This window comes from Streptomyces rhizoryzae (genome assembly GCF_023155275.1).
Lineage (GTDB): Bacteria > Actinomycetota > Actinomycetes > Streptomycetales > Streptomycetaceae > Streptomyces > Streptomyces rhizoryzae.
This window is the reverse complement of the sequence record NZ_JALMUV010000030.1, coordinates 15243-40201: the sequence shown is the minus strand read 5'-3', so window position 1 is coordinate 40201 and position 24959 is coordinate 15243. Positions and strand designations below refer to the sequence as shown.

General features: G+C 75.4%; 33 protein-coding genes. 5 read left to right on the top strand and 28 right to left on the bottom strand.

What is annotated here, in order from left to right:
- The first annotated feature begins 187 nt into the window (after positions 1–187).
- Both MUU72_RS22625 and MUU72_RS22620 read left to right on the top strand, forming a co-directional pair.
- Entirely contained in the window at positions 188–1360 is a 1173-nt protein-coding gene (locus tag MUU72_RS22625) for a sensor histidine kinase (RefSeq protein WP_248015191.1), read from the top strand.
- Positions 1357–2022 carry a response regulator gene (locus MUU72_RS22620; protein WP_248015190.1) on the top strand — a complete coding sequence of 222 codons (666 nt, stop codon included), beginning with the start codon at positions 1357–1359 and terminating at the stop codon, positions 2020–2022. The genes MUU72_RS22625 and MUU72_RS22620 overlap by 4 nt, the downstream gene beginning before the upstream one ends.
- Positions 2023–2048: 26 nt before the next feature.
- Here MUU72_RS22620 and MUU72_RS22615 read toward each other — a convergent pair whose 3' ends face one another.
- The 10 genes from MUU72_RS22615 to MUU72_RS22570 all read right to left on the bottom strand — a co-directional run bounded on the left by MUU72_RS22615 (position 2049) and on the right by MUU72_RS22570 (position 7409).
- On the bottom strand, positions 2049–2411 hold the full coding sequence (locus tag MUU72_RS22615; protein ID WP_248015189.1) for a gas vesicle protein K: 363 nt from the start codon (positions 2409–2411) through the stop codon (positions 2049–2051).
- A 29-nt stretch (positions 2412–2440) separates the two neighbouring features.
- Entirely contained in the window at positions 2441–2710 is a 270-nt protein-coding gene (locus MUU72_RS35655; protein ID WP_248015188.1) for a gas vesicle protein, read from the bottom strand.
- The gene (locus MUU72_RS22605; protein ID WP_248015187.1) at positions 2707–3573 is read right to left on the bottom strand and encodes a GvpL/GvpF family gas vesicle protein; all 867 of its coding nucleotides are present in this window, start codon (positions 3571–3573) and stop codon (positions 2707–2709) included. Before MUU72_RS22605 ends, MUU72_RS35655 begins: the two co-directional genes overlap by 4 nt.
- Entirely contained in the window at positions 3570–3968 is a 399-nt protein-coding gene (locus MUU72_RS22600; RefSeq protein WP_282504469.1) for a gas vesicle protein, read from the bottom strand. Before MUU72_RS22600 ends, MUU72_RS22605 begins: the two co-directional genes overlap by 4 nt.
- A 28-nt stretch (positions 3969–3996) precedes the next feature.
- Positions 3997–4818 (bottom strand): SRPBCC family protein, encoded by an 822-nt coding sequence (locus MUU72_RS22595; protein ID WP_248015185.1) that lies wholly within the window; start codon positions 4816–4818, stop codon positions 3997–3999.
- A complete protein-coding gene (locus MUU72_RS22590; protein ID WP_248015184.1) occupies positions 4811–5407 on the bottom strand; it encodes a hypothetical protein in 597 nt (198 codons plus the stop codon). Before MUU72_RS22590 ends, MUU72_RS22595 begins: the two co-directional genes overlap by 8 nt.
- 151 nt (positions 5408–5558) lie before the next feature.
- Positions 5559–5816 (bottom strand): gas vesicle protein GvpG, encoded by a 258-nt coding sequence (locus tag MUU72_RS22585; RefSeq protein ID WP_248015183.1) that lies wholly within the window; start codon positions 5814–5816, stop codon positions 5559–5561.
- A gap of 54 nt (positions 5817–5870) precedes the next feature.
- Positions 5871–6584, bottom strand: a complete 714-nt coding sequence (locus MUU72_RS22580; RefSeq protein WP_248015182.1) for a GvpL/GvpF family gas vesicle protein — start codon at positions 6582–6584, stop codon at positions 5871–5873.
- 3 nt (positions 6585–6587) lie between these two features.
- Positions 6588–7025: a gas vesicle structural protein GvpA gene (locus MUU72_RS22575; protein WP_248015181.1), complete on the bottom strand. Its 438-nt coding sequence runs from the start codon at positions 7023–7025 to the stop codon at positions 6588–6590.
- Between the two features lie 66 nt (positions 7026–7091).
- Positions 7092–7409 carry a gas vesicle protein GvpO gene (locus MUU72_RS22570; protein WP_372503241.1) on the bottom strand — a complete coding sequence of 106 codons (318 nt, stop codon included), beginning with the start codon at positions 7407–7409 and terminating at the stop codon, positions 7092–7094.
- Positions 7410–7609: 200 nt separating this feature from the next.
- Between MUU72_RS22570 and MUU72_RS22565 the strand changes: the two genes are divergently transcribed.
- Both MUU72_RS22565 and aac(6') read left to right on the top strand, forming a co-directional pair.
- The gene (locus tag MUU72_RS22565; RefSeq protein WP_248015180.1) at positions 7610–7972 is read left to right on the top strand and encodes a hypothetical protein; all 363 of its coding nucleotides are present in this window, start codon (positions 7610–7612) and stop codon (positions 7970–7972) included.
- Between the two features lie 63 nt (positions 7973–8035).
- Complete coding sequence (gene aac(6'), locus MUU72_RS22560) at positions 8036–8509, top strand: aminoglycoside 6'-N-acetyltransferase (RefSeq protein ID WP_248015179.1); 474 nt, start codon at positions 8036–8038, stop codon at positions 8507–8509.
- Between the two features lie 99 nt (positions 8510–8608).
- On the opposite strand, the gene MUU72_RS22555 is transcribed toward aac(6'), so the two are convergent.
- The 10 genes from MUU72_RS22555 to MUU72_RS22510 form a co-directional block, all read right to left on the bottom strand.
- Positions 8609–8815, bottom strand: coding sequence for a DUF2795 domain-containing protein (locus tag MUU72_RS22555; protein WP_248015178.1), 207 nt, complete (start codon positions 8813–8815; stop codon positions 8609–8611).
- 205 nt (positions 8816–9020) lie between these two features.
- Positions 9021–9752, bottom strand: coding sequence for a tRNA-dependent cyclodipeptide synthase (locus MUU72_RS22550; RefSeq protein ID WP_248015177.1), 732 nt, complete (start codon positions 9750–9752; stop codon positions 9021–9023).
- A gap of 30 nt (positions 9753–9782) precedes the next feature.
- Positions 9783–10109, bottom strand: a complete 327-nt coding sequence (locus MUU72_RS22545; RefSeq protein ID WP_248015176.1) for a DUF6092 family protein — start codon at positions 10107–10109, stop codon at positions 9783–9785.
- On the bottom strand, positions 10066–10647 hold the full coding sequence (locus tag MUU72_RS22540) for a nitroreductase family protein (protein ID WP_248015175.1): 582 nt from the start codon (positions 10645–10647) through the stop codon (positions 10066–10068). Before MUU72_RS22540 ends, MUU72_RS22545 begins: the two co-directional genes overlap by 44 nt.
- A 53-nt stretch (positions 10648–10700) precedes the next feature.
- The gene (locus MUU72_RS35650; RefSeq protein WP_248015174.1) at positions 10701–12233 is read right to left on the bottom strand and encodes a methyltransferase domain-containing protein; all 1533 of its coding nucleotides are present in this window, start codon (positions 12231–12233) and stop codon (positions 10701–10703) included.
- A 109-nt stretch (positions 12234–12342) separates the two neighbouring features.
- Complete coding sequence (locus MUU72_RS22530; RefSeq protein WP_248015173.1) at positions 12343–13170, bottom strand: helix-turn-helix domain-containing protein; 828 nt, start codon at positions 13168–13170, stop codon at positions 12343–12345.
- A gap of 61 nt (positions 13171–13231) precedes the next feature.
- Complete coding sequence (locus MUU72_RS22525) at positions 13232–14458, bottom strand: cytochrome P450 (protein ID WP_248015172.1); 1227 nt, start codon at positions 14456–14458, stop codon at positions 13232–13234.
- A complete protein-coding gene (locus MUU72_RS22520) occupies positions 14455–15516 on the bottom strand; it encodes a methyltransferase (protein WP_248015171.1) in 1062 nt (353 codons plus the stop codon). The genes MUU72_RS22525 and MUU72_RS22520 overlap by 4 nt, the downstream gene beginning before the upstream one ends.
- Before the next feature lie 56 nt (positions 15517–15572).
- Entirely contained in the window at positions 15573–16418 is an 846-nt protein-coding gene (locus MUU72_RS22515; protein ID WP_248015170.1) for an SDR family oxidoreductase, read from the bottom strand.
- Between the two features lie 135 nt (positions 16419–16553).
- Entirely contained in the window at positions 16554–17045 is a 492-nt protein-coding gene (locus MUU72_RS22510) for an aromatase/cyclase (RefSeq protein WP_248015169.1), read from the bottom strand.
- A 165-nt stretch (positions 17046–17210) separates the two neighbouring features.
- On the opposite strand from MUU72_RS22510, the gene MUU72_RS22505 reads away from it, so the two are divergent.
- Positions 17211–18047: an NAD(P)H-binding protein gene (locus tag MUU72_RS22505; RefSeq protein ID WP_248015168.1), complete on the top strand. Its 837-nt coding sequence runs from the start codon at positions 17211–17213 to the stop codon at positions 18045–18047.
- A 70-nt stretch (positions 18048–18117) separates the two neighbouring features.
- Here the strand turns inward: MUU72_RS22505 and MUU72_RS22500 are convergent, their stop codons facing one another.
- The 8 genes from MUU72_RS22500 to MUU72_RS22465 form a co-directional block, all read right to left on the bottom strand.
- On the bottom strand, positions 18118–19677 hold the full coding sequence (locus MUU72_RS22500; RefSeq protein WP_248015167.1) for an FAD-dependent oxidoreductase: 1560 nt from the start codon (positions 19675–19677) through the stop codon (positions 18118–18120).
- Positions 19678–19752: 75 nt separating this feature from the next.
- Positions 19753–20190: a lipocalin-like domain-containing protein gene (locus tag MUU72_RS22495; protein WP_248015166.1), complete on the bottom strand. Its 438-nt coding sequence runs from the start codon at positions 20188–20190 to the stop codon at positions 19753–19755.
- Entirely contained in the window at positions 20180–20932 is a 753-nt protein-coding gene (locus MUU72_RS22490) for a cyclase family protein (RefSeq protein WP_248015165.1), read from the bottom strand. The genes MUU72_RS22495 and MUU72_RS22490 overlap by 11 nt, the downstream gene beginning before the upstream one ends.
- The gene (locus MUU72_RS35645) at positions 20929–21777 is read right to left on the bottom strand and encodes an aromatase/cyclase (protein ID WP_248015164.1); all 849 of its coding nucleotides are present in this window, start codon (positions 21775–21777) and stop codon (positions 20929–20931) included. The genes MUU72_RS22490 and MUU72_RS35645 overlap by 4 nt, the downstream gene beginning before the upstream one ends.
- Positions 21774–22925 carry an acyl-CoA dehydrogenase family protein gene (locus tag MUU72_RS22480; RefSeq protein ID WP_248015163.1) on the bottom strand — a complete coding sequence of 384 codons (1152 nt, stop codon included), beginning with the start codon at positions 22923–22925 and terminating at the stop codon, positions 21774–21776. Before MUU72_RS22480 ends, MUU72_RS35645 begins: the two co-directional genes overlap by 4 nt.
- 105 nt (positions 22926–23030) lie before the next feature.
- Positions 23031–23639 (bottom strand): malonic semialdehyde reductase, encoded by a 609-nt coding sequence (locus MUU72_RS22475; protein ID WP_248015162.1) that lies wholly within the window; start codon positions 23637–23639, stop codon positions 23031–23033.
- A complete protein-coding gene (locus MUU72_RS22470) occupies positions 23639–24607 on the bottom strand; it encodes an SRPBCC family protein (RefSeq protein ID WP_248015161.1) in 969 nt (322 codons plus the stop codon). The genes MUU72_RS22475 and MUU72_RS22470 overlap by 1 nt, the downstream gene beginning before the upstream one ends.
- Before the next feature lie 69 nt (positions 24608–24676).
- Positions 24677–24937: an acyl carrier protein gene (locus MUU72_RS22465; RefSeq protein WP_248015160.1), complete on the bottom strand. Its 261-nt coding sequence runs from the start codon at positions 24935–24937 to the stop codon at positions 24677–24679.
- Positions 24938–24959 lie beyond the last annotated feature (22 nt).

Sequence of the window (24959 nt, the reverse complement as noted above, 5' to 3'; positions counted from 1 at the left end):
TACCCGTGTGGCGGGCGGTGGCGGTGGGGCTCGCCGTGCTGGTCTCCCTCCTGGGGCCGGACGCGCTGCCGGCGGTGGGCCTGCTGCTGTGCGCCGGACTCGCCCCGTACCCCCGGCGTGGCAGCGCTCCTGCCGCTGCGCACGGGTGAGAGCCCGGCGACACCCCCTGTGGAAGAATCCGACCTCTATGTCCGCACTGCCCCTGCCCCCTGCGCTCCGCCGGCTGGCGGGTTCGCCGTGGTCGGACGTCCTCCTCACCGGCCTCACCACCGCCGCCCAGCTGGCGCCCCTGCTGTTCGTGCCCAGCGACACCGGACGCCCCTGGCACTGGTGGGGATACGCCGCCGCGGTCGGAGCCTCGCTCCCGCTGGTGGTGCGGCGGCGGGCACCGGCGGCGGCGCTGCTGGTCAGCGCCGCGTTCGCCAGTCTCTACGACCTCGCCGCCCCGCTCGCCCCGCAGCCCCTCTGGTACGGCACCCTCATCGCGCTGCACGGCATGGCGTCCGGCTCCCCGCCGAGGGTGCGGGTACCGGTGTACCTGGCGATCTGCGCGGCCGGCCTGGCCTCGGTCGGCTCACCGGACACCGCGGCGCGCGGTGTCGTCCTGTACGTCGCCGCGTACGCGCTCGGCCGGGCCTTTGCAGGCTCCCGCGCCGCGGCGGCCGCCCTGGCCGAACGCGCCGCCCGCCTCGAACGCGACCGCCGGGTGGACGAGGAGCGCGCCGCCGAACGCGAACGGGCCCAGATCGCCCGGGACATGCACGACGTCCTGGCCCATTCCATCAGCCTGATGGTCGTCCAGGCCGAGGCCGGCCCGGTGGTGCTGGAGACCGAACCCGCCCGCGCCGCCGCCGCGTTCGGCGCGATCGCCGGCACCGGGCGCGACGCCCTGGACCAGCTGCGCCGGATGCTGGCCGTCCTCAAGGGCCGGGACGACCCGCGCACCCCGCAGCCGACCCTCCAGGACCTGCCCGGGCTGCTCCGCCAGGTCGCGCGAGCGGGCCTGGAGGTGGCCAGTACGGCGGAGGGCGCGCCGCGTCCGGTGCCCGCCGACTGCGCGGCCGCCGCGTACCGGATCGTGCAGGAGGCGCTGACCAACGTCGTCAAGCACGCCGGGGCCGGCCGTGCCGAGGTGCGGCTGCGCTGGTGCGGTGACGGGCTGGAGATCCGCGTCACCGACGACGGCCGGGGTGCGGGCCAGGGCCTGCCGTCCGGCGGGAACGGCCTGATCGGCCTCCGCGAACGGGCCGCCGCCTGCGGCGGGACCGCGACGGCCGGCCCCCGGGAGGACCGCCTCCCGGGCTTCGAGGTACGGGCGCGGCTCCCGCTGTCCGCGCCGGACGTGGGGGTGGTGGCATGACCATTCGGGTGCTCGTGGCCGACGACCAGGAGCTGGTGCGCGCCGGGTTCGTGATGATCCTGGCGGCGCAGCCCGGTATCGAGGTCGTCGCGGAGAGCGGGGACGGGTTCGACGCGGTCGGCGCCGCCCGCGCCCACCGCCCCGACGTCGTCCTGCTGGACATCCGGATGCCGGGGATGGACGGTATCGAGGCGGCCCGGGTCATCTGCGGCGCAACGGACTGCCGGGTGATCATGCTGACCACGTGGGGGCAGGACGACTACCTCTTCGACGCCCTGGCCGCGGGCGCGAGCGGGTTCCTGCTCAAGGACGTGCGGCGGGACGATCTCGTGCACGCGGTCCGCGTGGTCGCCGCGGGCGACTCGCTGCTCGCCCCCTCCGTCACCCGCACCCTGATCGCGGCCTTCATCTCGGGGGCCGCCGCCGCGCCACTGCGCAGGGAACGCCTGGACGTCCTCACCGCCCGCGAGCGCGAGACGATGCGCCTGCTCGGCGCCGGCCTGTCCAACGCGGAGATCGCCGCGGCGCTGGTGGTGAGCGAGCACACCGTGAAGACGCACGTCAGCAACGTCCTGGCCAAACTGGGGCTCCGCGACCGGGTCCAGGCCGTGATCGCCGCCTACGAGACCGGGCTGGTGGTCCCCGGGCGGCTCGGGACCTGACGCCGCGCCGTGCGGGGCCCGGCCGGTCAGGCCCCGTCGTTCCGGGGCAGCAGGGAGCCCAGCGGGCCGAGGTCCAGGTTCAGGTCGGCCAGGGTCAGGCCGTGCTGGGCGCAGAGGTCGGACATCCGGTCCTGGAGGGTCAGCAGCGTCAGGCCGATCCGCTCCTCCTGCTCCTCGCTCAGGTCGCCCTGGTCGACGCGGTGCAGCGCGGAGCGCTCCATGAGCTGCCGCAGCAGCTCGACGAGGGTCAGCACCAGCTTGATGAGGTCGCGCTCCACGGTGTCCGGGTCGGTCCCCAGGCGCTGGGCCGCCGCACTGCCCGGCCGGTGCTCCCCCGCCCGGGCCGGGGCGAGGCCGAACGCCGGTTCCGCTGCCTGGTGTGGCGTCATGAGTCCTCCGTGTCGTCGGGGCGGGGCGGTCACCACGGCGCGGGGTCGTCGGGGGTGATCGCGTGGATGACCGCCCGCAGGTTGATGCGTACGAGGTCCACGTCGGCGACCGACAGCACCAGGTCACCGGTGAGCACGGCGCCGCCGTTCAGCAGGCGGTCCAGGAGGTCGATGAGGGCGACCTGGCGGCCGGCGAGCGCCTCCTCCCCAAAGAGGTCGGTGATCCCGGAGGTGTCGGGGAGCGGCGAGCCCGGCGCGGGCCGGGGGCCGGCCGCGCCGCCGGGGGGCCGGGCGGTCACCGCGGCTCCCCGGGCGCGGCCGGCGGGGGCGGGGTGGCGAAGGAGTACGGGGCCCACGGGCCGGTCAGTTCGACGCGGACGCCGGGGAGCCCGTCGGCCGCGCCCGCCAGGGCCCGGCGGAATTCCCGCACCCGCCGGGCGGGGACCAGGTAGGCGTCGTTGGCGATGTTCTCGCCGGCGGCACCGGCCAGTTCGCCCTGCTGGGGCCGGTGCGCGACCCGGTCCAGGGCGATGGTGGCCACCCGGTCCCGGATCCCCGCCGCGACGGCCCCGGCGGCGCGGTACGCGTCCTGGTGCCGGCGCCGCTGCTGCCGGCGCTGCCGCAGGTAGGCCCGGCCCGGGCCCGGCGCACCCGGTTCCGGGGGCGTCCGGCCGGCCGTCGCGGGGTCCTCGGCGGCCTGCGGTTCGGGCTCCGCGGCGGCCGCCGCCCGCGGATCGGCGTACACCTTCACGCCCAGTTCCACCTGGCCTTCGAGCCGTCCGAGCGCCTGGGCGAAGGCCGGGCCGCGCTCGTCGAGCATTGCCCGGACCCGGGCGTCGTCCAGGTAGACGGTGGCCAGCCGCAGCGGCAGGACCGTGGTGCGGGCGTACGCGGCGTCGACCACCGCGTGGTGCGCGCGGGCCAGCGCCGCCAGTTCGGTGAGGTCCGCGAGCCGGGCCCGCAGGCCCTCCTCGCCGTAGGCGTCGGCCGGCACCGAGGAGACCAGCGCCGCCAGCGGCCCCGATGCGACCGTGCGCAGCGGACCGTCCGCCGGCCCCGCGAGCCCGCGTGCGGCCGCGTCGAGGGCCGGGCCCGCCCGGCCGACGGCGTAGACGTAGGACATGGTGGCGGTGGCGGGGGCGGCCGGTACGTCGGTGGTCACCGTTCCTCCTCACGGGCGGGGTCGGGGTGCGGGAGGTCCTGCGGCCGGGCGGCGGCCCGCAGTTCGGCCAGTTCGGCGCGCAACCGCGCGTTCTCCAGGGCGAGTTGCTGCCCGGCCGGGGTGGTCTCGGGCGGGCCGGCGACCTGCTGGGGCGGGCGGGCCCGGGAGGAGAGCGACGGGTCGTGCTCCCACCAGTCGATCCCCATCTCCTTGGCCTTGTCGACGGATGCGACCAGCAGCCGCAGTTTGATCGTGAGCAGTTCGATGTCGAGCAGGTTGATCTGGATGTCGCCGGCGATCACCACCCCCCGGTCGAGCACCCGCTCCAGGATGTCGGCCAGGTTGGCGGAGGAACCCTGCCCGCCGTACGGGGACGCCGGCGTGCCGGGCCCCATCCGGCCGGCCAGTGAATCGGACACGTGATCAGTCCTCTGCGGCCTCGTCGTGGGGGACGACGACCTCGCCGTCCTGGATCTCCCCCCGCCAACCGTCGGTGGCCTCGCCGCGCAGCATCAGGAACTTGCGGTACTCCTTGAGGTCGAGGCGGGCGCGGCGGCCCTGGGCGCGCCAGAGGTTGCCCGTCCGCTCCAGCAGCCCCCGGGGGAAGTACTCCAGCACCAGCAGCACCCGGGTCAGGTCCTCGGTGAGGCGGTGGAAGGTCACCACGCCCTTGACCGTGCCCTTGGCGCCCTCGGTGGTCCAGGCGATGCGTTCGTCCGGTATCTGCTCGGTGACGTTCGCCCGCCAGCTGCGGGTCGACCTGGCGACCTTCACCGTCCAGTTGCTGGTGGTGTCGTCGGTCTGCTCGACGCTGACGACGCCCTTGGCGAAGGTGCTGAACTCCTGGAACTGGGTCCACTGGTCGTACGCCTCGCGCACCGGTACGCCCACGTCGATGTCCTCGACGATCGTCACGCTCCGGGCCGCGCCGCCGCCCTTGCGGCCCTTGCCGGACCGCTCCGTGCCGAGCAGGCCCTTGGCCTTGCCGGTCACCGCGTCCTTGACGGCGCCCTTGACCGCGTCCTTGACGGCGTCCTTGACCTGCGAGGTGCCGGCGGCCAGTCCGCCGCCGCCCGTCGCGGACCCGCCCAGCCGGGCGATGCTCCGGCCGAGCCGGTGGCCGAGGCCGGTGACGGTGTGCTCCGCGCGGGCCCGCAGGTACCGCTGGAACTCCTCCTTCAGCTCCGCGGCGGCCGGGCTCCCCACCACCTCGTCCTTCACCGTGCCGAGCGTGGACTCACTCATCGCTGCCTCCCCGGCCGGAACCCTTGCGCGCGGCGGCCTTCCGCGCTCCCGACGTGCTCTTCCGGGCGCCCGACTTCGCCGTGCGGGCACCGCGCTCGGCGGACCTGGACGGCTTGGACGAGGCGGCGGCCTTGGCCCGGGACGAGGTCTTCGAGGACCGGGCGGCACGGCCGGACCGTGCCGGCCGGCCGGAGCTCTCCGCCGCCGCGTCCTCCTCCCCGTCCTCTTCCGTGTCCTCGCCCTTCGGCGCGTCCTTCGCCCCGTCCTCGTCCTCGTCCGCCTCGGCGTCCGGCCGGCCGCCCTCCAGTTCCCGGGTCCGTTCGTGCAGGGAGTCGGCGAGGCCGGACATGCGGCGGGTGAGCGCGGTGGCCGCGGCGGACTTCGTGGCGTCCAGCAGTTCCCTGCGGACCTGGTCGTTGAGCTGGCCGAAGAGGGGCGAGTCGGCCACCAGCTTCTTCAGCTGCTGCGGATCCGGGCTCAGCCGCTTGCCGGCCAGGTACATGCCCAGGCCGATGGCGAGTTTGGCCTTCTTCGTGCGTCCCAGTACGTAGCCCCCGGCGAGGGCCACGCCTATCTTGGCGCCGTTCATCATCCTGCGTACACCTCGTTCTCCTCGGTGTCGTAGCTGTCGTCGGTGTCGTCGCTGTCGTCGCTGTCGTCGGTGTCGTCGCCGGCATCCGTGGCCTCGGGGGCACCGGCGGTCCGTGGCCCTTCGGCGGTACGCCTCGTGCCGGGCGCCGTCAGGAGCCGGGACCGAGCCGCCGCTGGTGGGCCTCCAGCTGGGCGAGGCGGTCCAGCAGCTCGTCCTCGCGCCGGTCGAACTCCTCCTCCCCGATGCGTCCTTCCGTCAACTGCCTTTCCAAATCGGCCAGTTCACGGCGTACGGGCTCCGGGTCGCAGTACTCGCGCTCCGCGGTGAGCAGGACCTGGTCCAGCACCCAGACGGTGCCGCGCACCGGTGCCAGCGGAAGGGTCAGGAGATGGGTGATGAGGCCCATGGAGGGAACTCCCCTCGTGGGGTCCGGGCGGACGCGGACGGACCGTTGCGGAGGTCAGACGAAGCTGTACGGCGGCAGCGGGCCGTGCAGACTGAACGTGTAGGCGTCGCCACGCCGGCCGGCCTCCTTGTGCACGGCCTCCGAGAAGGCGGCGGCCCGCTCCCGCGGGACCAGGAACGACACGTTCAGGAAGTGCGTCTTCGTCGGCTCGGCGACCGCGCTGCGCTCCGCCGCCGGGGCCAGTCGCTCGACGAGTTCGGAGCCCGTGCGCTCCTGCCGCGCCTGGACCTCGCGGGCCACCAGCTCGCCGAGCGCCATCTTGTCCTGGTGCGCCCCGGGGCTCCGGCGGGTGCGGTCGTTGAGCCGCCGGACCTCGTCGGACTCCCGCATGATCTCCCGCAGCAGGTCGTCCTCCTCGCGCGCCACCTTCAGGTGGTACTCCAGCCGGCCGCCGACCTCTTCCAGACGCGCGGTGTAGCTGTCGTGCTGCTCCTCCAGGACGGCCGCGACCTGTTCGTCGTCGCCGCCCACGAGGCCGAACCGCATCGGCAGCACGGCACCGTCGGCCATCAGCCGGCTCTGCACGCCCTGGTGGGCGAGGAGGTCCCGGCGCTTGGCCCGCAGGGACTCGGGGGCGTCGCTGACGACCGCGGTCAGGCCCTTGGCCCGTACGGTGCGCAGCGGCGCGGCGGGGTCTCCGACGCCGGCGATGCCGTCGAGGTTCAGCGGGTGGTCGGCGGCGGTGATGGCGTAGACGTAGGTCCCCATGGGTCACTCCTCCCGGCGGCGGGCGGTACGGCGGCTGGTGCTGGACGAGGACTTGCGCGCCGGGCGCTCCTCCTCACCGGCGTCGTCGTGCCCCTTCTGGAGGGAGTCGGTGAACGCCTCGACCGCGCCGGTCAGCGCGCCCTTCGACTTGCCCTTGGCGCCGCTCTCGGTCGCCTCGCCGACCAGGTCGGTGAGCTGGCTCGGCTGCTTCCGGCCCGATTCCAGGTCCAGCCGGTTGCACGCCTCGGCGAACCGCAGATAGGTGTCCACACTGGCCACGACGACCCGTACGTCGATCTTGAGGATCTCGATGCCGACCAGCGAGACCCGGACGAAGGCATCGATGACCAGCCCCCGGTCGAGGATGAGTTCGAGGACGTCATAGAGGTTTCCCGAGCCGCTTCCGCTGCTCGGTGCGTTGGATTGCTGAACGACAGACATGGTCTTCCCTTCCAGTCGGCCGGTTGGGGTCATGTTCCGTACGTGGTGCGGTGAGCGCGGTTCCGCTCACCGGTCGAGCTGCCCCCGGGCGTAGCGGCGCAGCCGCTCGTAGCCCAGCAGCTCGCCCTGTGCGTCGAGCTGGACGCGGTACGAGGCCATCACGCTCGCGGTGTCGGGGACCCGTTCGATCTCGACGAGCTCCACGTCCGCCGACCAGCCCTCGTCCGTGGCCTTGAGCGCGGAGACCGCGCCGGGCTCGCGTCCGAGGAGCTGGGCGAGTTGGCCGGCCGCGTGGCGCATGGCCGCCGGGGCGCCGATGCGCTGCGGCTCCCGCGGGCCTTCGGTGCTCTCGGTGCTCTCGGTGGTCGCCATCTTCCCGTCCATCGGTGCGTCGTAGGGGCATGTCCCGAGCCGGTGCGGGGGCCGGACTCCCGGCTGTGCGCCCCGGCCGGTACACCCCCGCGTGCCCCGAGAGTTCGAACGCATGCATGAAGGGCGCGGGCGCCGCCGGTATACCGTGGGACCCGTCCGGGCCGGGCCGGACCGCCCGGGGACGCCCGGGTACCGAGTCGTCAGGGGGTGCGGTGAGCTACCGGGCCGCGCTGGTGGCGCTCTTCCTCGCGCCCGTGGCGTGGGGTGCGGCGGGCCTCGCGGGTGCGCTGGGCGCCGCGCCGGAGGTCGTGTGCCCCGGGGAGAACGTGCGCGCGGACGGGGAGGAGCACCCGGGGCCGATGCGGCCCGGGGACACCGGCTGCTCGGTGCTGGAGGGGTCCCTCCCGGTGGCGACCCGGACGTACGAGGAGCAGCGGAACCACCAGGCGCTCCAGCGGCGGCGGGACGCCGGGGAGGGCGTGCTGCTCATGGCGTACGGCGCGGCCGGCGCCCTGCTGGCCTGGCGCGCGACCCGGCCGGGCGGCCTCGGGGCGGACCGGCCGGGCGGGCCCTGAGCCGTTGGCCGGTCCCGGCGCCCACCGCGGCGCGGACACGGGTGGGCGCGGATACTGGTGGGCATGGAACTGCGCGGGGAGAGGGTCCACTTGCGGCCGGTGTCGGCCGGGGACCGGGAGATCCTGGACGGGATCGTGCGGGAGCCGGAGGTCGCGGCCTGGTGGTCGCCCCCGGAGGACTACGCGGACATGCTCGCGGTCGTGCACGGGAACGAGGTCATCGGGGCCGTGCAGTTCTCGGAGGAGGACGACCCCGAGTTCCGCCACGCCGGGATCGACGTCTTCCTGACGGCGCGCCGGCACGGGCAGGGACTGGGGACCGACGCGGTGCGCACCCTGGCCCGCTGGCTGGTGCGGGAGCGCGGCCACCACCGGCTGACCATCGACCCGGCCGCGGCCAACACCGCGGCGATCCGCAGCTACCGCAAGGTCGGCTTCAAGCCGGTGGGGGTGATGCGCGCGTACTGGCGCGATCACGGGACGGGCCGGTGGGAGGACGGGCTGCTGATGGACCTGCTCGCGGACGAACTGACCTGAACCGCCCTGGCGGGCAGGCCCCCTCGCGCGGCGAAGGCCCGGCCGCGGCCGCGGGGCGGCACGGGACCGGGCCTCGCAGGCCGCGCGGCGCCGAGCGGATCAGCCGGACCCGTAGACGGCCTTCTGGACGTCGCCGGGGCCGTTGTACTGCTTGTCGTCGATGCCCGAGATCCGCTGCACGGTCTCGCCGTCGGCCTTGTTGTGCCGGGCGACCGAGACCAGGTCATCGCGCGACGAGGGGTAGTGCGCGTTCTTCAGCGCCTTCTGGAGCTTGATCGGGTCGCCGCCCTCGCTCTTCCCGGCCATGGTGGTCCTCCTTCGCCTCATCGGGGATGCGGGCGGGGGGCGCCTCGGCGCGCCGGTGCGCGCGGGCGCGCGCTGTCGCGCGCAGGATCCGCCCCCGCTGCCCGTCCCGTCCCGTATCAGGCCCGCCCCCGGATGCCGCCCGGCGAGCACGGCGCGGCAGGCCCCGCACGCGGGACGGGCGGGGCCTGCCGCGGGCGGCGCCGGGTCAGCGGGCGGAGGGCGGCGCGATGACGACGTAGCCCTGGCCGGGGCCGGCGCGGAAGCCGGTCTGCCGGCCGGCCAGGAACTCCGTGACGGGGGTCATCAGGTGGTAGAGGAGGGTGGAGGAGGGGACGTCGAAGATGGCCGGGGAGTCGAGGAAGAGCGGCGCCTCGGCGGTGACGTAGTGCAGGCCGGCGGTGCGGTGGGCCGCGGTCGTGGCGGGCTCGGGGGTGCCGGGCGCGGTGGTGCGGGTGCGGTGCTCGACCACCTGGCGGACCATGCGGTCGCAGGCGTCCCGGAAGCCGGGGTCGGTGCGCAGGCCCTGTTCGGCCCGGTCGCGGACCGCCCGGTAGGCCGGGAGCTCCATGACCTCGGACAGGGGCCGGACGCGGAAGCGCTTGGCCTCGGGGCCGAGCCGCTCCAGGGAGCGCCGGATGCGGCGGCGGACGTCCTTGAGGGTGCTGCGCACCGAGCGGGCGGCGCGTTCGGGGGTGTGGCCGTCCGCGACCAGCATCTCCTCCATGTGCGTGTCGACGTAGACCACGTCGATCTCGGTGAAGGCGTCGCCCGCCCAGCGCAGCAGCGCGGTCAGGCGGTCCTGGTTGAAGTAGCTGTTCCCCCCGCTGACGCCGATGAGCGCGTGGTCACCGCGCTTCCAGATGAGCCGGCAGTCCTCGCTGAGCGGTTCCGCGTGCAGGGGGCCGCCGGGGTCGGTGCCGTGTAATGCCGGTTCCATGCCGTGTGTTCCGGTCCCTTCGGGGCCCGCTCAGGCGGGCTTCTCGTGTCCGTTCTGGAGCGCGACGGCCATCCGCAGGCAGGTCTCGTCCAGGAGTCCGGCGATGTCGGCGTCGCCTCCCATGGGGGCGAACATGAAGTCGTCCAGGCGGCCTTGGACTTCGGCCAGTCCGGGGGCGAGGGGGCCGTCCTCCGCCAGGATGTGCAGTACCCGGCGGGCGGCGTCGGTGCAGCGGAACGCGCCGTAGTCCGCGGGCTCGTCCAGCAGGCCGCGGCCGCTGCTCAGCAAGTAGGCCGCCAGCAGGGCGAGTTCCTCACGCAGCCTGTCCTGCGGTGTCCTGGTGTCCCCAGATGTCATAGCTGATCACCTCGTTCCGGTCGCGGCGCTGGGAGGGCGTGGGCTGGTGGGCGGGGTGGCCGAGCGGGACGGTCAGCATCGGTTCGATGAAGTCCGGCAGGCCGAGCAGCAGGCGGACCGCTTCCTCCCGGAAGCTGCCGACCGGGCAGCCGCCGAGGTCCAGCGCGTGCGCGGAGAGCAGCAGGTTCTCCACCGCCATGGCCACGCAGAGCTTGGCGGTCTCGTAGATCTTCTGCGAGACCCCGGCCGAGACGCCGGTCATCCGGCGCTTGTCGACGCAGGCGACGACGATGAGCGCCGGGCTGCCGATGATGCCGGGGGCGAACGCCCGCAGCCGCCGGACCCGGGCCGGGTCGCGGACCACGACGAAGGACCAGGCTTGTTTGTTGGAGGCCGTCGGGGCCGCCAGCATGCCGGTGAGCAACTGCTCGACGAGGGCGTCGTCGACGGGTTCGGGCGCGTAGTTGCGCAGGACGGTGCGCGAGCACATCACGCGCAGGGTCTCCGGGAGGGTGCCCGGAGGGTCGCCGGCAGGCATGTCTTCCCTTTCTCTCGCCGGTGCCGCCCGGCCGGTGGGCCGGGCAGGGTGGGTCACGCCGTACGGGGTGGTGCCGCGCGTACCGCGGTGAGGAGGAGGAACGTTCCCGGGTCCGCGAGGTGACGGATCGTCATACCCGCGTCCGCGAGGGCGGCGGACAGCGCGTCGGGGTCGAAGCTCCGTACGCCGAGGCACTCCTCGATCACGGTCTGGAAGTGCCGGTAGACGGGGTCCGGCGCGGGCCGGAAGGTCAGGACGGTGAAGGTGCCGCCGGGGCGCAGGCACCGGCCCACCTCGCGGATCGCGGCCCCCGGGTCGTCCATCGCCTGGAGCGCGTTCCAGCAGTTGACCGCGCCCAGCGAGGCGTCCGCGAAGGGGAGTTCGGTGGCCGAGCCGCGCAGCGCCAGGACGCCGGGCAGGGTGGCGGTGAGCCGGTCGAGCATCGCGGTGGCCAGATCCAGGGCGATGACCTGGCCGGCTCCGGCCGTACGGGCCAGGGTCCTGGTCCAGTTGCCGGCGCCGGCCGCCAGGTCCAGGACCGGGCCGCCGGCCGGGGCGACGTGCTCGGCGAGATAGCGGTGCTCGGCCGCCACGCTGACGTCGTCGTGCCAGTTGAGGCCGTGCACGCGCAGGAACGCCGGCCGCAGCAGGGACTCGTAGCGCGGCAGGTACATGGGGGCGTTGACGGCGATGACGTCGGCCGCGCCGTCGGCGGCCCCGGTCAGGTCGAGGTAGCCGCGGCGGGCGGCGTAGCGGGCACCGCAGGCGGTGCAGCGCGCGCCGGGCGCCTCCTCGGTGAGCCGGCCGCGGCAGGCGGGGCAGCGGATCACCCCGGCGTGCCGGCCGAGGGGCCCGGCCGCCGGGGGCGGCGCGGCGCCGTCGGCGGCGGGCGCGGCCGGGGGCGGGGACGGCTCGTGGGGGCTCAGGCCGACGGTGAGGGCGCCGTACGCCTTGGCGCCGGCGTAGGCGAGCAGGGAGCGGGTGTCCTTGTCCCAGAAGGCGGCGGCGGTGGCGTCGTCGAGGCCGGCGGCCCAGGCGCGGTCGGTGGCGCGCTCCTCGTCGGTCAGGGTCCAGCCGGCGGGGGTGGGCCAGACCCGGCCCAGCGCCGGGTCGGTGGCCGGGCGCCGGGCCAGGCAGCGTTCGAAGCGGGAGCGGTCCTCGGCCGTCAGGGGCAGGTGCCGGGTGCGGTCGAGGAGGGTGGCGGCGTCCTCGGGGAAGTGCGCGAGCAGGTAGAGCAGCGCGAGGGTGAGGGCGGGGTCCGGGGCCGGGCGGGCGGCGTGCGCGGTGAGCAGCGACAGCCAGTTGGGCAGGCCCTCCCGGACGGCGTCCCGGACGCCGGGGGCGGCGGCCGGGTCGGCGGTCTCGGCGAGCAGGCCCAGCAGGACGGCGGTGCGCGCCTGGTGGGCGGTGCTGCCCTCGTCGAGGTTCGCGGTCGCCTTGCGCGCCCAGGACGCCGCCCGGGCGGTGGGCCGGCCCGCCGCCCACACGGCGCGGACCAGCGCTGCGAACGCGTCCGGCAGGTCCGCCGCGGCAGCCCGACGGAACGCTGCGAACTCCAGCTCGGCGTCACCCTGGGATTCCGGCACGCGCCTTCCACCTCCACCCGGTCCGGTCCCTCCGGTCCGACGCCGTTGATCGTGGCGGGCCGGGCTTGAAGATCGGCTGGGAGCGGGCTGGGTGTGGGCCGGGCGGCGGTCAGCAGCCGATGCGCTCCGCGGCCGTCTCGCGCAGCCCGCGCAGGGCGCGGGAGGTGGCGGTGCCGGGGGCGGCGGTGTAGAGCATCAGCCGCTGGTCGGAGTCGGGGACGGTGAGCAGTTCGCAGTCCAGTTCCAGGGGGCCGGCGACGGGGTGCAGCATCCGCTTGGTCATGGCGCGGTTGACGCCGATCTCGTGGCGCTCCCACAGGGCGGCGAACTCGCCGCTGTCCCGGACGAGTTCGTCGACGAGCCGGCGCACGCCGGGGTCGTCGGGGTACCGGCCCGTGGAGCGCAGGTCGGCGACGCAGCGGCGGCCGAGCTGGGCGCGGTCGTGCCGGCCGATGCCGCGGGCCTGGCCGGAGAACAGCCAGCGCAGGGTGTTCCGCTCCCGCTCCGGGACGGCCGCGAGATCGCCCATGAGGGCGGTGGCCATGGCGTTCCAGGCGAGGATGTCGTAGCGGGCGTTGAGGACCAGGGCCGGCAGGTCGTCCAGGCGGCCGAGCAGCCGCAGCGCACCGGCCTGGGTCTGCCGGGACGAAGGCGCGGGCAGTGCGGCCTCGCCGACCAGGCCGAGCATGTAGTTGCACTCGTCGGCGGACAGTTCCAGGGCCCGGGCGAGCGCGACCAGGACCTGCCGGGAGGGGCGCAGCCGGCGGCCCTGTTCGAGCCGGGTGTAGTAGTCCAGCGAGACGCCCGCCCGGCCGGCGACCTCCTCGCGGCGCAGCCCGCGGGTCTGGCGGCGGCCGCCGTGCTCCAGCCCCACGTCCGCCGGCTGCACACGGGCCCGGCGGGTGCGGAGGAAACCGGCGAGTTCTGCGGCGTTCATGCCCCAAGGATGCCGGATCGGCGCGTGCCCCGGCCAGGACGGCCGGGGCACGCCGCCGGGGTCAGCGCCGGTCCGCGGCACCGGCGGCAGCGGGCGGCCGGTGCCCGGCCGCCCGGTCGAAGGTCATCGGCAGGCTCTCCAGCGGGTCGACGATCCATTGGCGGCGGACGAGCCGGTGCGCGGGGTCGCGGCGCAGCCCCGGCAGCCGGGCGGTGGCCTCCTCGACCAGGACCTTCAACTCCAGCCGGGCCAGCGGCGCGCCCAGGCAGTGGTGCCGGCCGTGCCCCAGGCTCAGGTGCGGGTTGGGGCGGCGCCGGATGTCGAACCGGTCGGGGTCGGGGAAGCGGTCCGGGTCGCGGTTGGCGGAGGTCAGCCAGCCGGTGACCCACTGCCCGGCGCGGACGTGCTGCCCGCCGAACGCGGTGTCGGCCAGCACGTAGCGGCGGACGGCGGGGAACGCCGGGTACCAGCGCAGGGTCTCCTCGACGGCGTGCGGGACGAGGCCGGGCTCCCGGCCCAGCAGGTCCCAGCAGCCGTACTCGGTGAGGAAGAGGAAGGCGTTGCCGATGCTGGTGGCTGTGGTGTCCACCCCGGCGCTGAGCAGCATGGCGAAGAAGCCGACCAGGTCCGCCTCGGTCATCGGCCGGCCGGCGACCCGGTAGCCGGCCCGCTGGGCGGCGATCAGCTCGTCGACCAGCCCGGTGCCGGGGGCCGCCCGCCGGGCCGCGATGAGCTCCCGGAAGAACCGCACCAGCTCGGGCTGCGGCGGGAGTTCGCTGGTGGTCCGGGCGTGCCGGGACAGCTCCGCGACCCAGGCGCGCATCTTCGCGGCGTGCGCGACGTCCAGGCCGAGCAGGCGGCAGATGACCTGGCTGGGCAGTTCGTCGGCGAGCGCGCGGACGGCGTCCAGGGTGCCGGTGCCGGCCGCGAGCACCCCGTCCAGCAGCGTGGTGACCAGGGCGCGGACCTCCTCGGTGAGGCGGTCGAGGACGGTGCGGCGGAAGGGGTCGGCCACGGCGGCCCGCAGGTCGTCGTGGCGTGCCCCTTCCGCCGCCCACATACCGGCCAGGGACGGGTGGGCGTGCCGCCGCTCCGCGTCGGTGAGGCCGTAGCCGGCGGAGAAGGTCTCCTTCTCGTCCAGGACCCGCAGGACGTCGGCGCGGCTGAAGACGTGCCAGGTGTCCAGGCCGGCGTCGAAGTGCACCGGGGTGTGCGGGTCCCAGAAGGCGGCGGCCCGGGCCGGGAGGTCCGGGGCGCCGCCCGGGCGGCGGTCGGTGGCGGTGGTCATGGGGCGGGGACGGTCGCTTCGATGAGGTGCAGCAGGACCGGGGTGCGGACGACCCGGCTGAACTGGAGCCCGGCCCGCTCGAAGAGCGCGGCGAACTCCTGCTCGCTGCGCTCCCGCCCGCCCGCGATCAGGAACATCTGAAGGTCCATCAGGGTGGACATCGGCTCGGGGTGCTCGGGGTCGGGGAGCTGGTCGATCACGATGATCCGGGCGCCGGGGGCGGCCGCGCGGGCGCAGTTGCGCAGCAGGCGGACGCAGGTGTCGTCGTCCCACATGTGGAGGACGGTGCGCATCTGGTAGATGTCGGCGCCTTCCGGGACGGCCTCCAGGCCGTTGCCGGGGACGACCTCGCAGCGGTCGGCCAGGTCACCGGTCCGCAGGTCCTCGTGGACCTCGGTGAGCGCCTGCGCCAGGTCGAACAGGACGCCGTGCAGGCCGGGGTTGCGGCGCAGCACGGCGCGCAGCATGGTGCCCTGGCCGCCGCCGACGTCGACGTAGCGCCGGGCGCCGCCGACGTCGATGTGCTCGGCCAGCACGTCGTTCATGCTGCCGACCATGAGGGTCATGGCCTCGTTGAAGGTCTCGCCCTCGCGCGGCGCGTCCTCGGCGAAGTACTCGAACATGGTCTTGCCGTGGCGGGCGGGCAGGGCCGGCCGGCCGGTCCGCACGGCCTCGGTCAGACCGGTCCAGCTGCCGCCCATCCACTCGTCGCGGACGGTCTGGAGGAAGACGCCGCCGCCTTCCGGGGCGCCGGTGCGCAGGATCGAGGAGAGCCGGGTGTGGGCGAAGTGGCCGGGGCCGGCGGGCCGGAAGACGTCGAAGGCGGCCAGCGCGCGCAGCAGCCGGGCGACCAGGTCCGGTTCGGCGCCGACCCGGTCGGCGATCTTCTCGACCGGGGTGGGGTCGTCGTCCACCGCGTCGGGCAGGCCGAGTTCGCAGGCGGTGCACAGCACCAGGCCGGCGCCGAGGCCGGTGACCAGGGGCATCAGCTCGCCCACGGGTGCGGGCATCCACCCGGTGCGGGGGCCGGGGGTCACCGGGGCAGACTGCTGGGTCATGGGGTTGTTCCTCCAGGTGAGGGGTGGTCGGGCGGGCCGGCGGGCTGCCGGCCGGGTCAGTCGGCGGGGCGGAAGTCGGCGGCGTGGTCCCGCGCCCACTGGGCGTAGGTGCGGCCGCGCCGGCCGGTGAGTTCGGTGTAGGCGGGGCACACCGGCATCGGCTTGCCGTCCCACATCGCCAGGTACTCCAGCAGCTGGTCGATGAAGTTGTCCCCGCCCCAGCGGCTGAGGGTGGCGCGGTACTCCTCGGGGCTGACCTCCTCCAGCCGGATCTTGCGGCCGGTGGCCTCGGCCAGGCAGTCGACCTGCTCCTGCTGGGTCACCGACTCCGGGCCGCTGAGCAGGTACGCCTGGCCCTCGTGGCCGGGCTCGGTGAACGCCTTGACCGCGATGTCGGCGATATCGGCCTCGTGGATGGCCGAGGCGTGCGCCTGCGGGTAGGGGGCCTTGACCACTCCGGTGGCGCGGATCGCCGGCGCCCACTGGAGGGTGTTGGTCGCGAAGGTCCCCGGGCGCAGGAACGTCCAGGGCAGGCCGGACGCCCGCAGCCGGTCCTCCACCGCGACGTGCATCTGCGCGATGGGGTTGCGGTCGGCGTTCGCGCGGGTCAGGGAGCTGGTCGAGAGCAGCACGATGTGGGGGGCGCCGGCCGCCTCGGCCGCCGCGATGAACCCGTCGATGCCCTTGGCGTCCGCGTACAGGAAGACCTTCTCGACCCCGTCGAGGGCCGCGGGCAGCGTGCCGGGGTCGGACAGGTCGACCCTGACCGCCTGCACGCCGTCGGGGACCTGGGCCGCCTCCGGGTCGCGGCTGGCCACCCGGACCGGCTGACCGGCCGTCAGCAGACCGTCGACCACCGCACGCGCCACCTGCCCGCGCCCACCCGTCACCAGAATCGTCACAACAACTCCTCCTCGCGCACGGCCGGTTCGCCCGCGCACTGTCTGTTCGGCTCGATGAAAAGTCCGCCCGGCGGCGGCCCGGCCCGCGGCGCGGCCGGAGCCGCGGTGGTGCGGGGGCGAGCGGGGCGCGGGGCGTCAGCCGGCGCCGGAGACGCGGCGTTCGGCCTCGGCGCGCACGCCGGCCAGGTCGCCGGTCCCGTTGCGCTCCGTCACGCCGTGCAGCATCTGCTCGGTGGCCTCGGGCGTGAACCGCCCGGCGACCAGGCCGTCCACGGGCTCGCGGGCGGCGTAGTCCTGGGTCAGCACCAGCTGGGTGCGGTCCGCGCCGAGCGGGAACGCCCGCCATTCGCCGCCCATGTGGCGGACCAGCGGCGCCAGGTCCTCGACCTGGCGGAACGCGATGACACGGGCGTCGGCGTCGATGTCGCGGCGGGTCACCCAGGTGTGCACCACACCGGTGTTGACCTCGACGGTCAGCCGGACGAGCTGGTGGGTGCCGCTGGATGCGAGGACCTCGGCGGCGTGCACCGAACCGAGGATCCGCTCGTGCCCGCGGACGTCGAGGAGCACGTCCCAGACCACGTCGACCGGCGCCGCCACGGTGACCGTGTGCTCAACGTGATGCACGTACTTTCCTTCCTCCCGGGGAATTCCCGCGGCTCACGCTAGGAAGGGCGGACTGTGATCCGCCTGAGGATCGGCTGCGTGCGGAGTAGGACTGGCAGTCCCCTCCCGCCGGCGGCCCGCGGCGGAAAAACTGAGGGCGCACAACGCAATGCGGAAGGAGTTCTTGTGACGATTCTGGTGACGGGTGGGCGCGGGCAGGTGGCGCGTGCGGTGGTCGACGGTCTGCTGACGGCCGGTCAGCCGGTCCGGGTGGCCAGCCGCGACCCGGAGGCGGCCCAGGTCCCCGACGGCGTGCAGGCGGTCAGGGTCGACCTGTCCGACCCCGGCACGCTGCCCGCGGCCCTCGACGGGGTCGAGAAGGTCTTCCTGTACGCGGACGCCAAGGGCATCGACGGGTTCATCGCGGCGGCCGAGGCGGCCGGCGCCCCCCACATCGTGCTGCTGTCGGCGCTGGGGGTGGAGACCGGCGATCCGTCGAACGACCCGATCGTGCGGATGCACCGCGCGGCCGAGGGCGCCCTGCGCGCGTCCGGCCTGCCGTGGACGTTCCTGCGGGCCGGCGCGTTCGCGACCAACACCCTCCAGTGGGCGCCGGCGATCCGCGCCACCGGTGTGGTCAGGGCCCCGTACCCGCAGGCGCACGCGGCGTCGGTCCACGAGGCGGATCTCGCCGACGTGGCGGTGCTGGCGCTGACCGGTGCCGGGCACGAGGGCCGGGCGTACCCGCTGACCGGCCCGGAGTCGGTGACCCAGCAGCAGCAGATCGACTGCCTGGCCGAGGCCACCGGCCGCGGGATCCGGCTGGAGGAGATCACCGCGGAGGAGTACCGCGCGACGCTGAGCCAGTGGGGCGACGCGGAGATGGTCGACACCCTGGTGCGGCACCTCGTGGAGTCGGACGGCCGCCCGGCCGAGGTGTCCCCGGTGTACGAGGAGCTGACCGGCCGGCCCGGGCGCAGCTACGCGCAGTGGGCGCAGGATCACGCCGCCGACTTCCGCTGAGGCGGTCGCGGGGCGGGCGGTGGCGGGTGTCCCCGCCGCCGCCCGCCCCGTGCCGCACGGCCCCGCCGGGTCAGCGCGGGGTGCCGAACCAGCGCCGCAAGGCCCCCGTCAGCGCCTCGGTGTCGGGTTCGGTGTCCCGGCGGGCGACCCAGGCGATGCAGCTGTCCGGCCGGAGCAGCAGGGCGGACACCTCGTCCCGCCCGGTGGTGGCGTGCCGGACCCGGACGCGGCCGGCCCAGGGCGCGGCGGCCCGGGCCGGTGCCGGGTGGCCGTCGGACACCAGCAGCAACCCCTGGCCGTCGCAGGGGAGTTCGGCCAGGCGGCGGGCGCCGGTGCCGTCCCGGTCGTCGAGCGGGACGAGCTTGAGGTCGGGGCAGAGGGTGCCGACCAGCGGATCGGGGTCGCCGAGGTCGTAGCGGGTGGTGAGCCCGGCCATCAGGTCGCCGAGGTAGCGGTTGACCTCGTCCAGGTCCATCAGGTCGGCGAAGAGTTCGCGCAGCGCCCGGCTGTGGGTGTCGGGGCGCATCAGGGCGATCTGCGCCCGGGTGTTCTGGAGCAGCCGCTCGGCCTGCGGGCGGCGTTCGGCGGTGTAGCTGTCCAGCAGGTCGTCGGCGGCCCAGCCGCGCAGCCGGGCGGCGAGCTTCCAGGCGACGTTGACGGCGTCGATGAGGCCGTAGTTGAGGCCCTGGCCGCCGACCGGGGCGTGGATGTGCGCGGCGTCGCCGGCCAGCAGCACCCGCCCCCGGCGGTACGCCGGCACGTGCCGGGCCTCGTCGGTGAAGCGGCCGCCGGCCCGCATCCGGCGCACGCCGAGGTCGATACCGGAGACCCGGGTGACGGCGGCGCGCAGCTCCTCCTCGGTCAGCGGGCCCTGGTCGGTGTCGGGCGGCGGGGTGAACTCCAGGGCGGCGACCCGGTCCACGCCCAGGCCGTAGACCAGGACGCCGCCGGGGACGTCGTGGATGCCGGGCGGGATCTGGCCGGGGTCGAGGAGTTCGACGACGCCCTGGCGGCCCAGCATGGTGGGGCCGGTGCCGGGGAACGGGAAGCCGGCGGCGGTGCGGACGGCGCTGCCGCCGCCGTCGCAGCCGAGCAGGTAGCGGGCCCGGAACGCGGTGTCCCCGGCGGGTGTGCGGACCGCCACGGTCACCCCGTCGGCGTCCTGTTCCAGCCCGGTGACCTCGTGGGAGGGCAGTACCCGGACGCCGGTCCGCTCGGCGGTGCGGCGCAGGAGGGCGACCAGGTCCGGCTGCGGGACCCGCATGCGGCGGCGGGCCGGTTCCGAGCGCCGGGACGGTTCGATCTTCTCCAGGCCGGCGAAGTGCTCGCGCTCGGCGGGGCCCGGGGCGCCGGGCGCGGGGTCCGCGGACCGTTCGGCCATCTGCGCGTAGCCGGCCATGGTGCGGCGTTCGACGGCGGCGAGTTCCTCGCGCAGGCCGAGGCGTTCCAGGGCCTCGACGGCGAGCGGTCCCAGGGAGCCCGCTTTCAGGACGCGGTCCGGTTCGCCGCGGCGCTCCAGGACCACGACGTCGATCCCGGCCCGCCGCAGGACGCAGGCCGCCATCAGGCCGACCGGGCCCGCTCCGGCGACCACTGCCGGGATGTACTCGTCACGTGGGGTGCCGGCCATGTTCGCAACCTCTCGACTCGGGGTGGGCGCGGCGGGCCGGGCAGCGCCCGCCGCGCGGTACGGAAGGGACCCGGCTCACCGGAGGCGCTGCCAGACCAGGACCCGGTGGTGGGGCCGTCCCCCGATGCGGGTGGCGGCGTGCAGGGTGAGCCGGTCGCCGGCCAGCGCCGCGCGCCGGGTCTGCTCGGTGCCGATCCAGTCCCGGCGCGGGGTGAGGGTGATCCGGTGGACGACGGTGCGGCCGTCCACCAGGCGCCAGGTGCCGGCGTAGCCCATGTAGGACGGGGTGCCGTCGGGGGCGTCGGGGGAGCGCATCATGTGCACCGAGACCTGGCCGTCCGGCAGGTACACCAGCCGGCCCCGCGGGTCCGGGCCGAGCGGCCCCTCGCCGGTGACGGTGCCGGCGGCGTCGGTCTCGTGGAAGGCCAGCAGGCGCCAGCTGCCGGTGAGCTGGGCGGCGGTGAGCGGGGCGGCGGGCGGTGCCGGGTCCGGCGCTTCGGGGTCAGTCCTCATCGAGGATGCCCACCACGCGGGTCCAGCCGGCCCCGGCGCCGCCGACCGCGACCGGGAAGCAGGCCACCGTGAAGCCGGTGGGCGCGGGCAGTTCACCGAGTCCGGCCACCTTCTCCAGCTGGAGGTACTCCCGGGTGCGGCCGTAGATGTGGGCGGGCCACAGGGCGGCGCTGTCGCCGGTGCGCCGGTACTCCTCGATCATGGACTGCATGGGCCGGTCCAGTCCCCAGGCGTCGATGCCGATGGTGCGGACGCCGGCCTCGACCAGGAAGGCGGTGCCCTCGCCGGTCAGGCCCGGGTACGTCGTCAGGTACTCGGCGGTGCCCCACAGGGCGTCCGCGCCGGTCCACAGCAGCACGATGTCGCCGGGGGCCGGGCGGTGCCCGATGGCGTCCAGGGCGTCCTGGAGGTGGGCGACGGTGATGCCGTCGCCGGGCGGTACGTGCCGGACGTCGAGCCGGACGCCGGGCCCGTAGCACCACTCCAGGGGCACCTGGTCGATGCTCTTGGCGGGCCGGCCGCCGCTGGTGGGGCCGTAGTGCAGGGGGGCGTCCATGTGCGTGCCGGTGTGCGTGGTCAGCGTCACCGTCTCGTTGGAGATCGCCATGCCGCCGGGGAAGTCCTCGGGGGTCAGGCCCAGGACGGTGGCGCCGGTGCGGTGGTCGAGCAGGTCCACGGTGACCGGGGTCGCCTCGCTCGGGGTGTGGCGGGTGACGACGCTGAGGTCGAGGAGCCGGGTCACGCCGCGGACCCCCCGGCGGCGTGCTTCTCGGCCTGCTCCTTGACGGCGCCGAGGTCGGCGACGCTGTTGCGCTCGACCGCGGCCTTGATCATCTCGTCGGCCTCGGCGTAGGTGAACTTGCCGGCGACCTTGCCGTCCACGGGGTCGCGGGGCTTGAAGTCGTGGGTGAGGACCAGCTGGGTGGTGGCGTCGTCGATGGCCAGGGCGCGCCATTCGCCGCCCATGTAGCCCATCATGGGGGCGTTCTCCAGCTGCCGGTAGGCGATGACCTTGCGGACCGCGTCGATGTCGCGGCGGGAGACCCAGGACTGGATCTCGCCGTTGACGTCGACGGTGAGCCGGGCGATCTGGTGCTCGGGCGACTCCTCCAGCATCACCACCTCCTGGGTGGGCGGGAAGATCCGGGCGTAGCCCTCGACGTCGACGAGGACCGCCCAGACGACATCGGCCGGGGCGTCGACGGTCACGGTGTGCTCGGTGTGGTGCATGCGGTGTCCTTCCTCGGGGGTGGCGGGGGTGGTGCTCAGGCCGAGTACGTCCTCGTGGTTGGCGTAGGCGGCCTCGTACTCGATCTCGGCGCGCCAGCGGGAGATGAAGGCGTGCACGTGCGGGAGTTCGGAGAAGGCCCGGAGGGTGGCGAGGTCGGGGCAGGCGAACTGGGCGATGGCGTTGGCGGTGGTGCCCTTGGCGTGGTCGTCGACCGGCAGCCGGTGGTGCGGGCCGTGGCCGAAGCGGGTGATCAGCCCGGAGCCGAGGGCGACGTCCCGCAGCCCCGCGAAGAACTCCTCCCGTCGGGCCTCGGTCACCGAGTCGGCGAACCGGTAGATCAGGGTGTGGATGATCACGTTCTTCCTCCGTCGTCCGGTAGGTCCCGGCCGGTGGCCGGCCGGGGGGCCCAGGCGCCGCGTGCGAAGGCGGTCCCGTGGCGGTCGAAGCGCAGCGTCGCGTGCGAGGCCGCGGCGTGGATGTCGCGCCAGGCGCGCTGGAGCGCGCTGCCCTCCTGCTGGACCGCGGACCCGGCGGCCTCGAAGAGCCGGCTGACGACGGTCCTGGCGAGCTGGGCGGCGTGGCAGGCGTCGAGGGCACACCGGGCGGCGCGGGCGTGCGCCTCCGGTACGTCGTCGGCGGCCCGCGCCGCGCGGTCCAGGAGCAGCCGGGCCGCGTCGGTGTCGGCGGTCGAACGGGCCAGCAGCAGCTGCGCGGACTCCTGGTCGCGCAGCGGCCCGGCGGCGGCCCCCGCCGACCAGTCGTCGAGGGCGCCGCGGGCGACGCCCACCGCGACGGCGGCGAACGGGAGTCCGGCGACGGCCTGGAGGGGGACGCGGTAGCAGGGGGCGGCGGGCGCGGCCGGGCCCGGCGCGGCCAGGTCGGCGCGGCGGCAGGCGCGGCCGGCCGGGACGAACACGCCGTCGGCGACCAGGGTGTTGCTGCCGGTGCCGCGCAGGCCCGCCGGGAACCAGGTGTCGTCGATGGTGAAGTCCGCGCGGGGCAGCGCCATGAACCACGGCCCGGCCGGCGGTCCGGCCGGGTCGGGCACGCAGACCAGCGCCCAGTCGGCGTGGTCGATGGCGCTGAGCGGCTGCCACTGCCCGGTCAGCCGCCAGCCGCCGGCGACCGGGGTGGCGGTGCCGCCGGGCACCAGGGCGGCGGCGATCGGCCGGTCCGGTCCGTCCGCCCACAGCGCGGCGCGGCCCTCGCCGGGCAGGTACGCCGCCATCCGCCCGGACGTGGCGTAGATCAGCCCGCACCAGGCCGCCGAGGCGCAGGCCCGGGCGGTGTCGTGCAGCGCGCCGACCAGGTCGGTGAACGTCCCCTGGGCGCCGCCGTGCGCGGCCGGGACGAAGTGGCGGGCGAAGCCGGCGGCCAGCAGTTCGCCGGCGACCTGCGGGGAGAGCCGCCGCCGCGCGTCGGCCTCGGCGGCCAGTTTCCCGGCCACGGTGCGCAGCGCCGCGGTGTCCGAGAGGCGGGAGGTGCTGGGGTGGGGCCCGGGCATCGCCGATTCCGTCCTTTCCGGCCCTGGGGAGGAAGCCGTTCGCGTCACGCCGGTGATCCTGCTGCCGGCCGCTTGAGACCGGGCACAATCCGGGCTGGATCCGGGTCAGGCGCTGCTGACCACGTCCTCGTAGGGCAGGCGGGGCAGCCGTTCGCGCCAGGGGGCGGGGCCGGGCCGGCCGATGTTGACGACCGCGAGGACCCGCCGGCTGCCGTCGGGGAAGAAGGCGCGGTTGATGCCGTCCTCGTCGTAGCCGACGATCGGGCCGGCGCAGAGGCCGGCGGCGCGGACGCCGAGGATGAAGTAGCCGAGCTGGAGGGTGGCGTTGAAGACCGCGGAGCGCTCCCGGACGGCGGGGTCGGCGTAGTACGCCCGGGCGTCCGGGGCGTGCGGGAAGACCTCCGGGAGCCGTTCGTGGAAGTTGAGGTCGGCGGCGAGCAGCGCGATCAGCGGGGCCTGGGTGCTCTTGTCCCGGTTCGCCGGTGCCAGGCGGGAGATGAGCCGCGCGCGGGCCGCGGCGGAGCGCAGCAGCACGATGCGCAGCGGCTGCTGGTTCATCGACGTGGGGGCGTACTTGACGAGGTCGTAGATGGCGCGGACCTGCTCGTCGGGCACCGGGTCGGGGGCGAACGAGTTCGCCGTCCGGGCGGTGCGGAAGAGCAGGTCGCGGGCGTCCGCGGCGAGGGTGAGGTGGTCTTCGACGGCCTGGTGCATCACGACGCCTTTGCCGTGCGGGGCGGGCGGGGTGGCGGGTGGACGCCCGCCAGGACCGCGAAGGCGGCGTGGCGGAGCGTCCGGTGGATCCCGGCGCGCACGTCCCGGGGGGACGCGCGGTGCCCGAACGCCCCGGGTACGGCGGCCGGGTCGAGGAGCACGGTGTGGTCGACGGTGACGAGCGTGCCGTGCGGGGCGCCGGTGAACGTCCACAGGGCGGTGTGGGCGATCACCGGCCGGGCGGTGACCAGTTCCTTGTGGGCGATCCAGCCGGAGTCGTGGCACACCCGGACCGCGCGGGTGCGGCGGACCAGTCCCCCGTCGCCGGCGGTGTCCAGTTCCACCGCGTCGACCTGCGGGTGCAGGCCGGTGGTGGTGGAGCGGACGACGTGCGGCAGCCGTTCGGCCCACCGGTCGGCGCGGCGGACGAAGTCGTAGCAGTCGGCGGCGGTGCCGGGCACCGGGAAGGTGTCGGTGAAGGCCAGGACCGGGGCGGGCGGCCCGGCGGCGGCCAGGGCGGCGATCTTGGCCAGCGCGTCCAGTTGCTCGCGGCCGCGGCGCTCCAGGATGCGGCGCACCCGGCCGTGGTCGGTGCGGGGCCCGTCGCCGGGCGGGAAGCGGTGGCGCAGGACCACCTCGGTCCGGTCGCCGGGCAGCGGGCGGAAGTACCAGCTGCCGGCGACCGGGACGGGCAGCGCGCCCGCCTCCCAGCGGAAGCCGAGGTAGTGCCGGGCGGGGTCGGCGGTCAGCGTGCCGCGCCAGGTGGTGATCCCGCCGTCCTCCCGGGCCCAGACCTCGCACCCGGTCCGGTGCGCGGTGCGGTGGCGGGCGCGGGCGTGGACGACCGGGCCGAGCACCGCGGGCCACCGCCCGGGCGCGGCGACCACGTCGTACAGGACCCGGGGCGGGGCGTGCAGGACGCGGGTGTGCTCGGTCCGGCGGGGTGCGCAGCGGCGGAAGACTGCCATGGCGGGATCTCCGTTTCCCCTGGCTGCGGGTGGTGCGCGGGGCGGGCGGGGCGGGGGCGCGGCGGGGTGTCAGGCGGCGTCGGCGCCGAGTGCGTCGTTGACGATGCCCAGCAGGCCGCGCGGGGTCTCGACCTCGGCGATGTCGTCGTCGGAGACGTCGATGCCGTATTCCCGCTCGACGCGGGCGGCGGTCTCCATGAGCGCGAGCGAGTCGTAGCCGAGGTCGCGGAAGGGGGTGTCGAGGATGTCGCCGTGCAGGTCGGCGCCGTCGTTCTCGCCGGCGCAGCTGACGAGGATGCGGCGGAGGTCGTCGAGGGTGAAGGCGGCCATGGGGTCTCCCTTGGGTGGTCGG

What these genes read in the sequence shown, in the direction of transcription:
- MUU72_RS22625 (WP_248015191.1), top strand. Translation starts at nt 188, where the DNA reads ATGTCCGCACTGCCCCTGCCCCCTGCGCTCCGCCGGCTGGCGGGTTCG.
- MUU72_RS22620 (WP_248015190.1), top strand. Translation starts at nt 1,357, where the DNA reads ATGACCATTCGGGTGCTCGTGGCCGACGACCAGGAGCTGGTGCGCGCC.
- MUU72_RS22615 (WP_248015189.1), bottom strand. Translation starts at nt 2,411, where the DNA reads ATGACGCCACACCAGGCAGCGGAACCGGCGTTCGGCCTCGCCCCGGCC.
- MUU72_RS22600 (WP_282504469.1), bottom strand. Translation starts at nt 3,968, where the DNA reads ATGGGGCCCGGCACGCCGGCGTCCCCGTACGGCGGGCAGGGTTCCTCC.
- MUU72_RS22595 (WP_248015185.1), bottom strand. Translation starts at nt 4,818, where the DNA reads ATGAGTGAGTCCACGCTCGGCACGGTGAAGGACGAGGTGGTGGGGAGC.
- MUU72_RS22590 (WP_248015184.1), bottom strand. Translation starts at nt 5,407, where the DNA reads ATGAACGGCGCCAAGATAGGCGTGGCCCTCGCCGGGGGCTACGTACTG.
- MUU72_RS22585 (WP_248015183.1), bottom strand. Translation starts at nt 5,816, where the DNA reads ATGGGCCTCATCACCCATCTCCTGACCCTTCCGCTGGCACCGGTGCGC.
- MUU72_RS22580 (WP_248015182.1), bottom strand. Translation starts at nt 6,584, where the DNA reads ATGGGGACCTACGTCTACGCCATCACCGCCGCCGACCACCCGCTGAAC.
- MUU72_RS22575 (WP_248015181.1), bottom strand. Translation starts at nt 7,025, where the DNA reads ATGTCTGTCGTTCAGCAATCCAACGCACCGAGCAGCGGAAGCGGCTCG.
- MUU72_RS22570 (WP_372503241.1), bottom strand. Translation starts at nt 7,409, where the DNA reads ATGGACGGGAAGATGGCGACCACCGAGAGCACCGAGAGCACCGAAGGC.
- MUU72_RS22555 (WP_248015178.1), bottom strand. Translation starts at nt 8,815, where the DNA reads ATGGCCGGGAAGAGCGAGGGCGGCGACCCGATCAAGCTCCAGAAGGCG.
- MUU72_RS22550 (WP_248015177.1), bottom strand. Translation starts at nt 9,752, where the DNA reads ATGGAACCGGCATTACACGGCACCGACCCCGGCGGCCCCCTGCACGCG.
- MUU72_RS22545 (WP_248015176.1), bottom strand. Translation starts at nt 10,109, where the DNA reads ATGACATCTGGGGACACCAGGACACCGCAGGACAGGCTGCGTGAGGAA.
- MUU72_RS22540 (WP_248015175.1), bottom strand. Translation starts at nt 10,647, where the DNA reads ATGCCTGCCGGCGACCCTCCGGGCACCCTCCCGGAGACCCTGCGCGTG.
- MUU72_RS22530 (WP_248015173.1), bottom strand. Translation starts at nt 13,170, where the DNA reads ATGAACGCCGCAGAACTCGCCGGTTTCCTCCGCACCCGCCGGGCCCGT.
- MUU72_RS22525 (WP_248015172.1), bottom strand. Translation starts at nt 14,458, where the DNA reads ATGACCACCGCCACCGACCGCCGCCCGGGCGGCGCCCCGGACCTCCCG.
- MUU72_RS22520 (WP_248015171.1), bottom strand. Translation starts at nt 15,516, where the DNA reads ATGACCCAGCAGTCTGCCCCGGTGACCCCCGGCCCCCGCACCGGGTGG.
- MUU72_RS22500 (WP_248015167.1), bottom strand. Translation starts at nt 19,677, where the DNA reads ATGGCCGGCACCCCACGTGACGAGTACATCCCGGCAGTGGTCGCCGGA.
- MUU72_RS22495 (WP_248015166.1), bottom strand. Translation starts at nt 20,190, where the DNA reads ATGAGGACTGACCCCGAAGCGCCGGACCCGGCACCGCCCGCCGCCCCG.
- MUU72_RS22480 (WP_248015163.1), bottom strand. Translation starts at nt 22,925, where the DNA reads ATGCCCGGGCCCCACCCCAGCACCTCCCGCCTCTCGGACACCGCGGCG.
- MUU72_RS22475 (WP_248015162.1), bottom strand. Translation starts at nt 23,639, where the DNA reads ATGCACCAGGCCGTCGAAGACCACCTCACCCTCGCCGCGGACGCCCGC.
- MUU72_RS22470 (WP_248015161.1), bottom strand. Translation starts at nt 24,607, where the DNA reads ATGGCAGTCTTCCGCCGCTGCGCACCCCGCCGGACCGAGCACACCCGC.
- MUU72_RS22465 (WP_248015160.1), bottom strand. Translation starts at nt 24,937, where the DNA reads ATGGCCGCCTTCACCCTCGACGACCTCCGCCGCATCCTCGTCAGCTGC.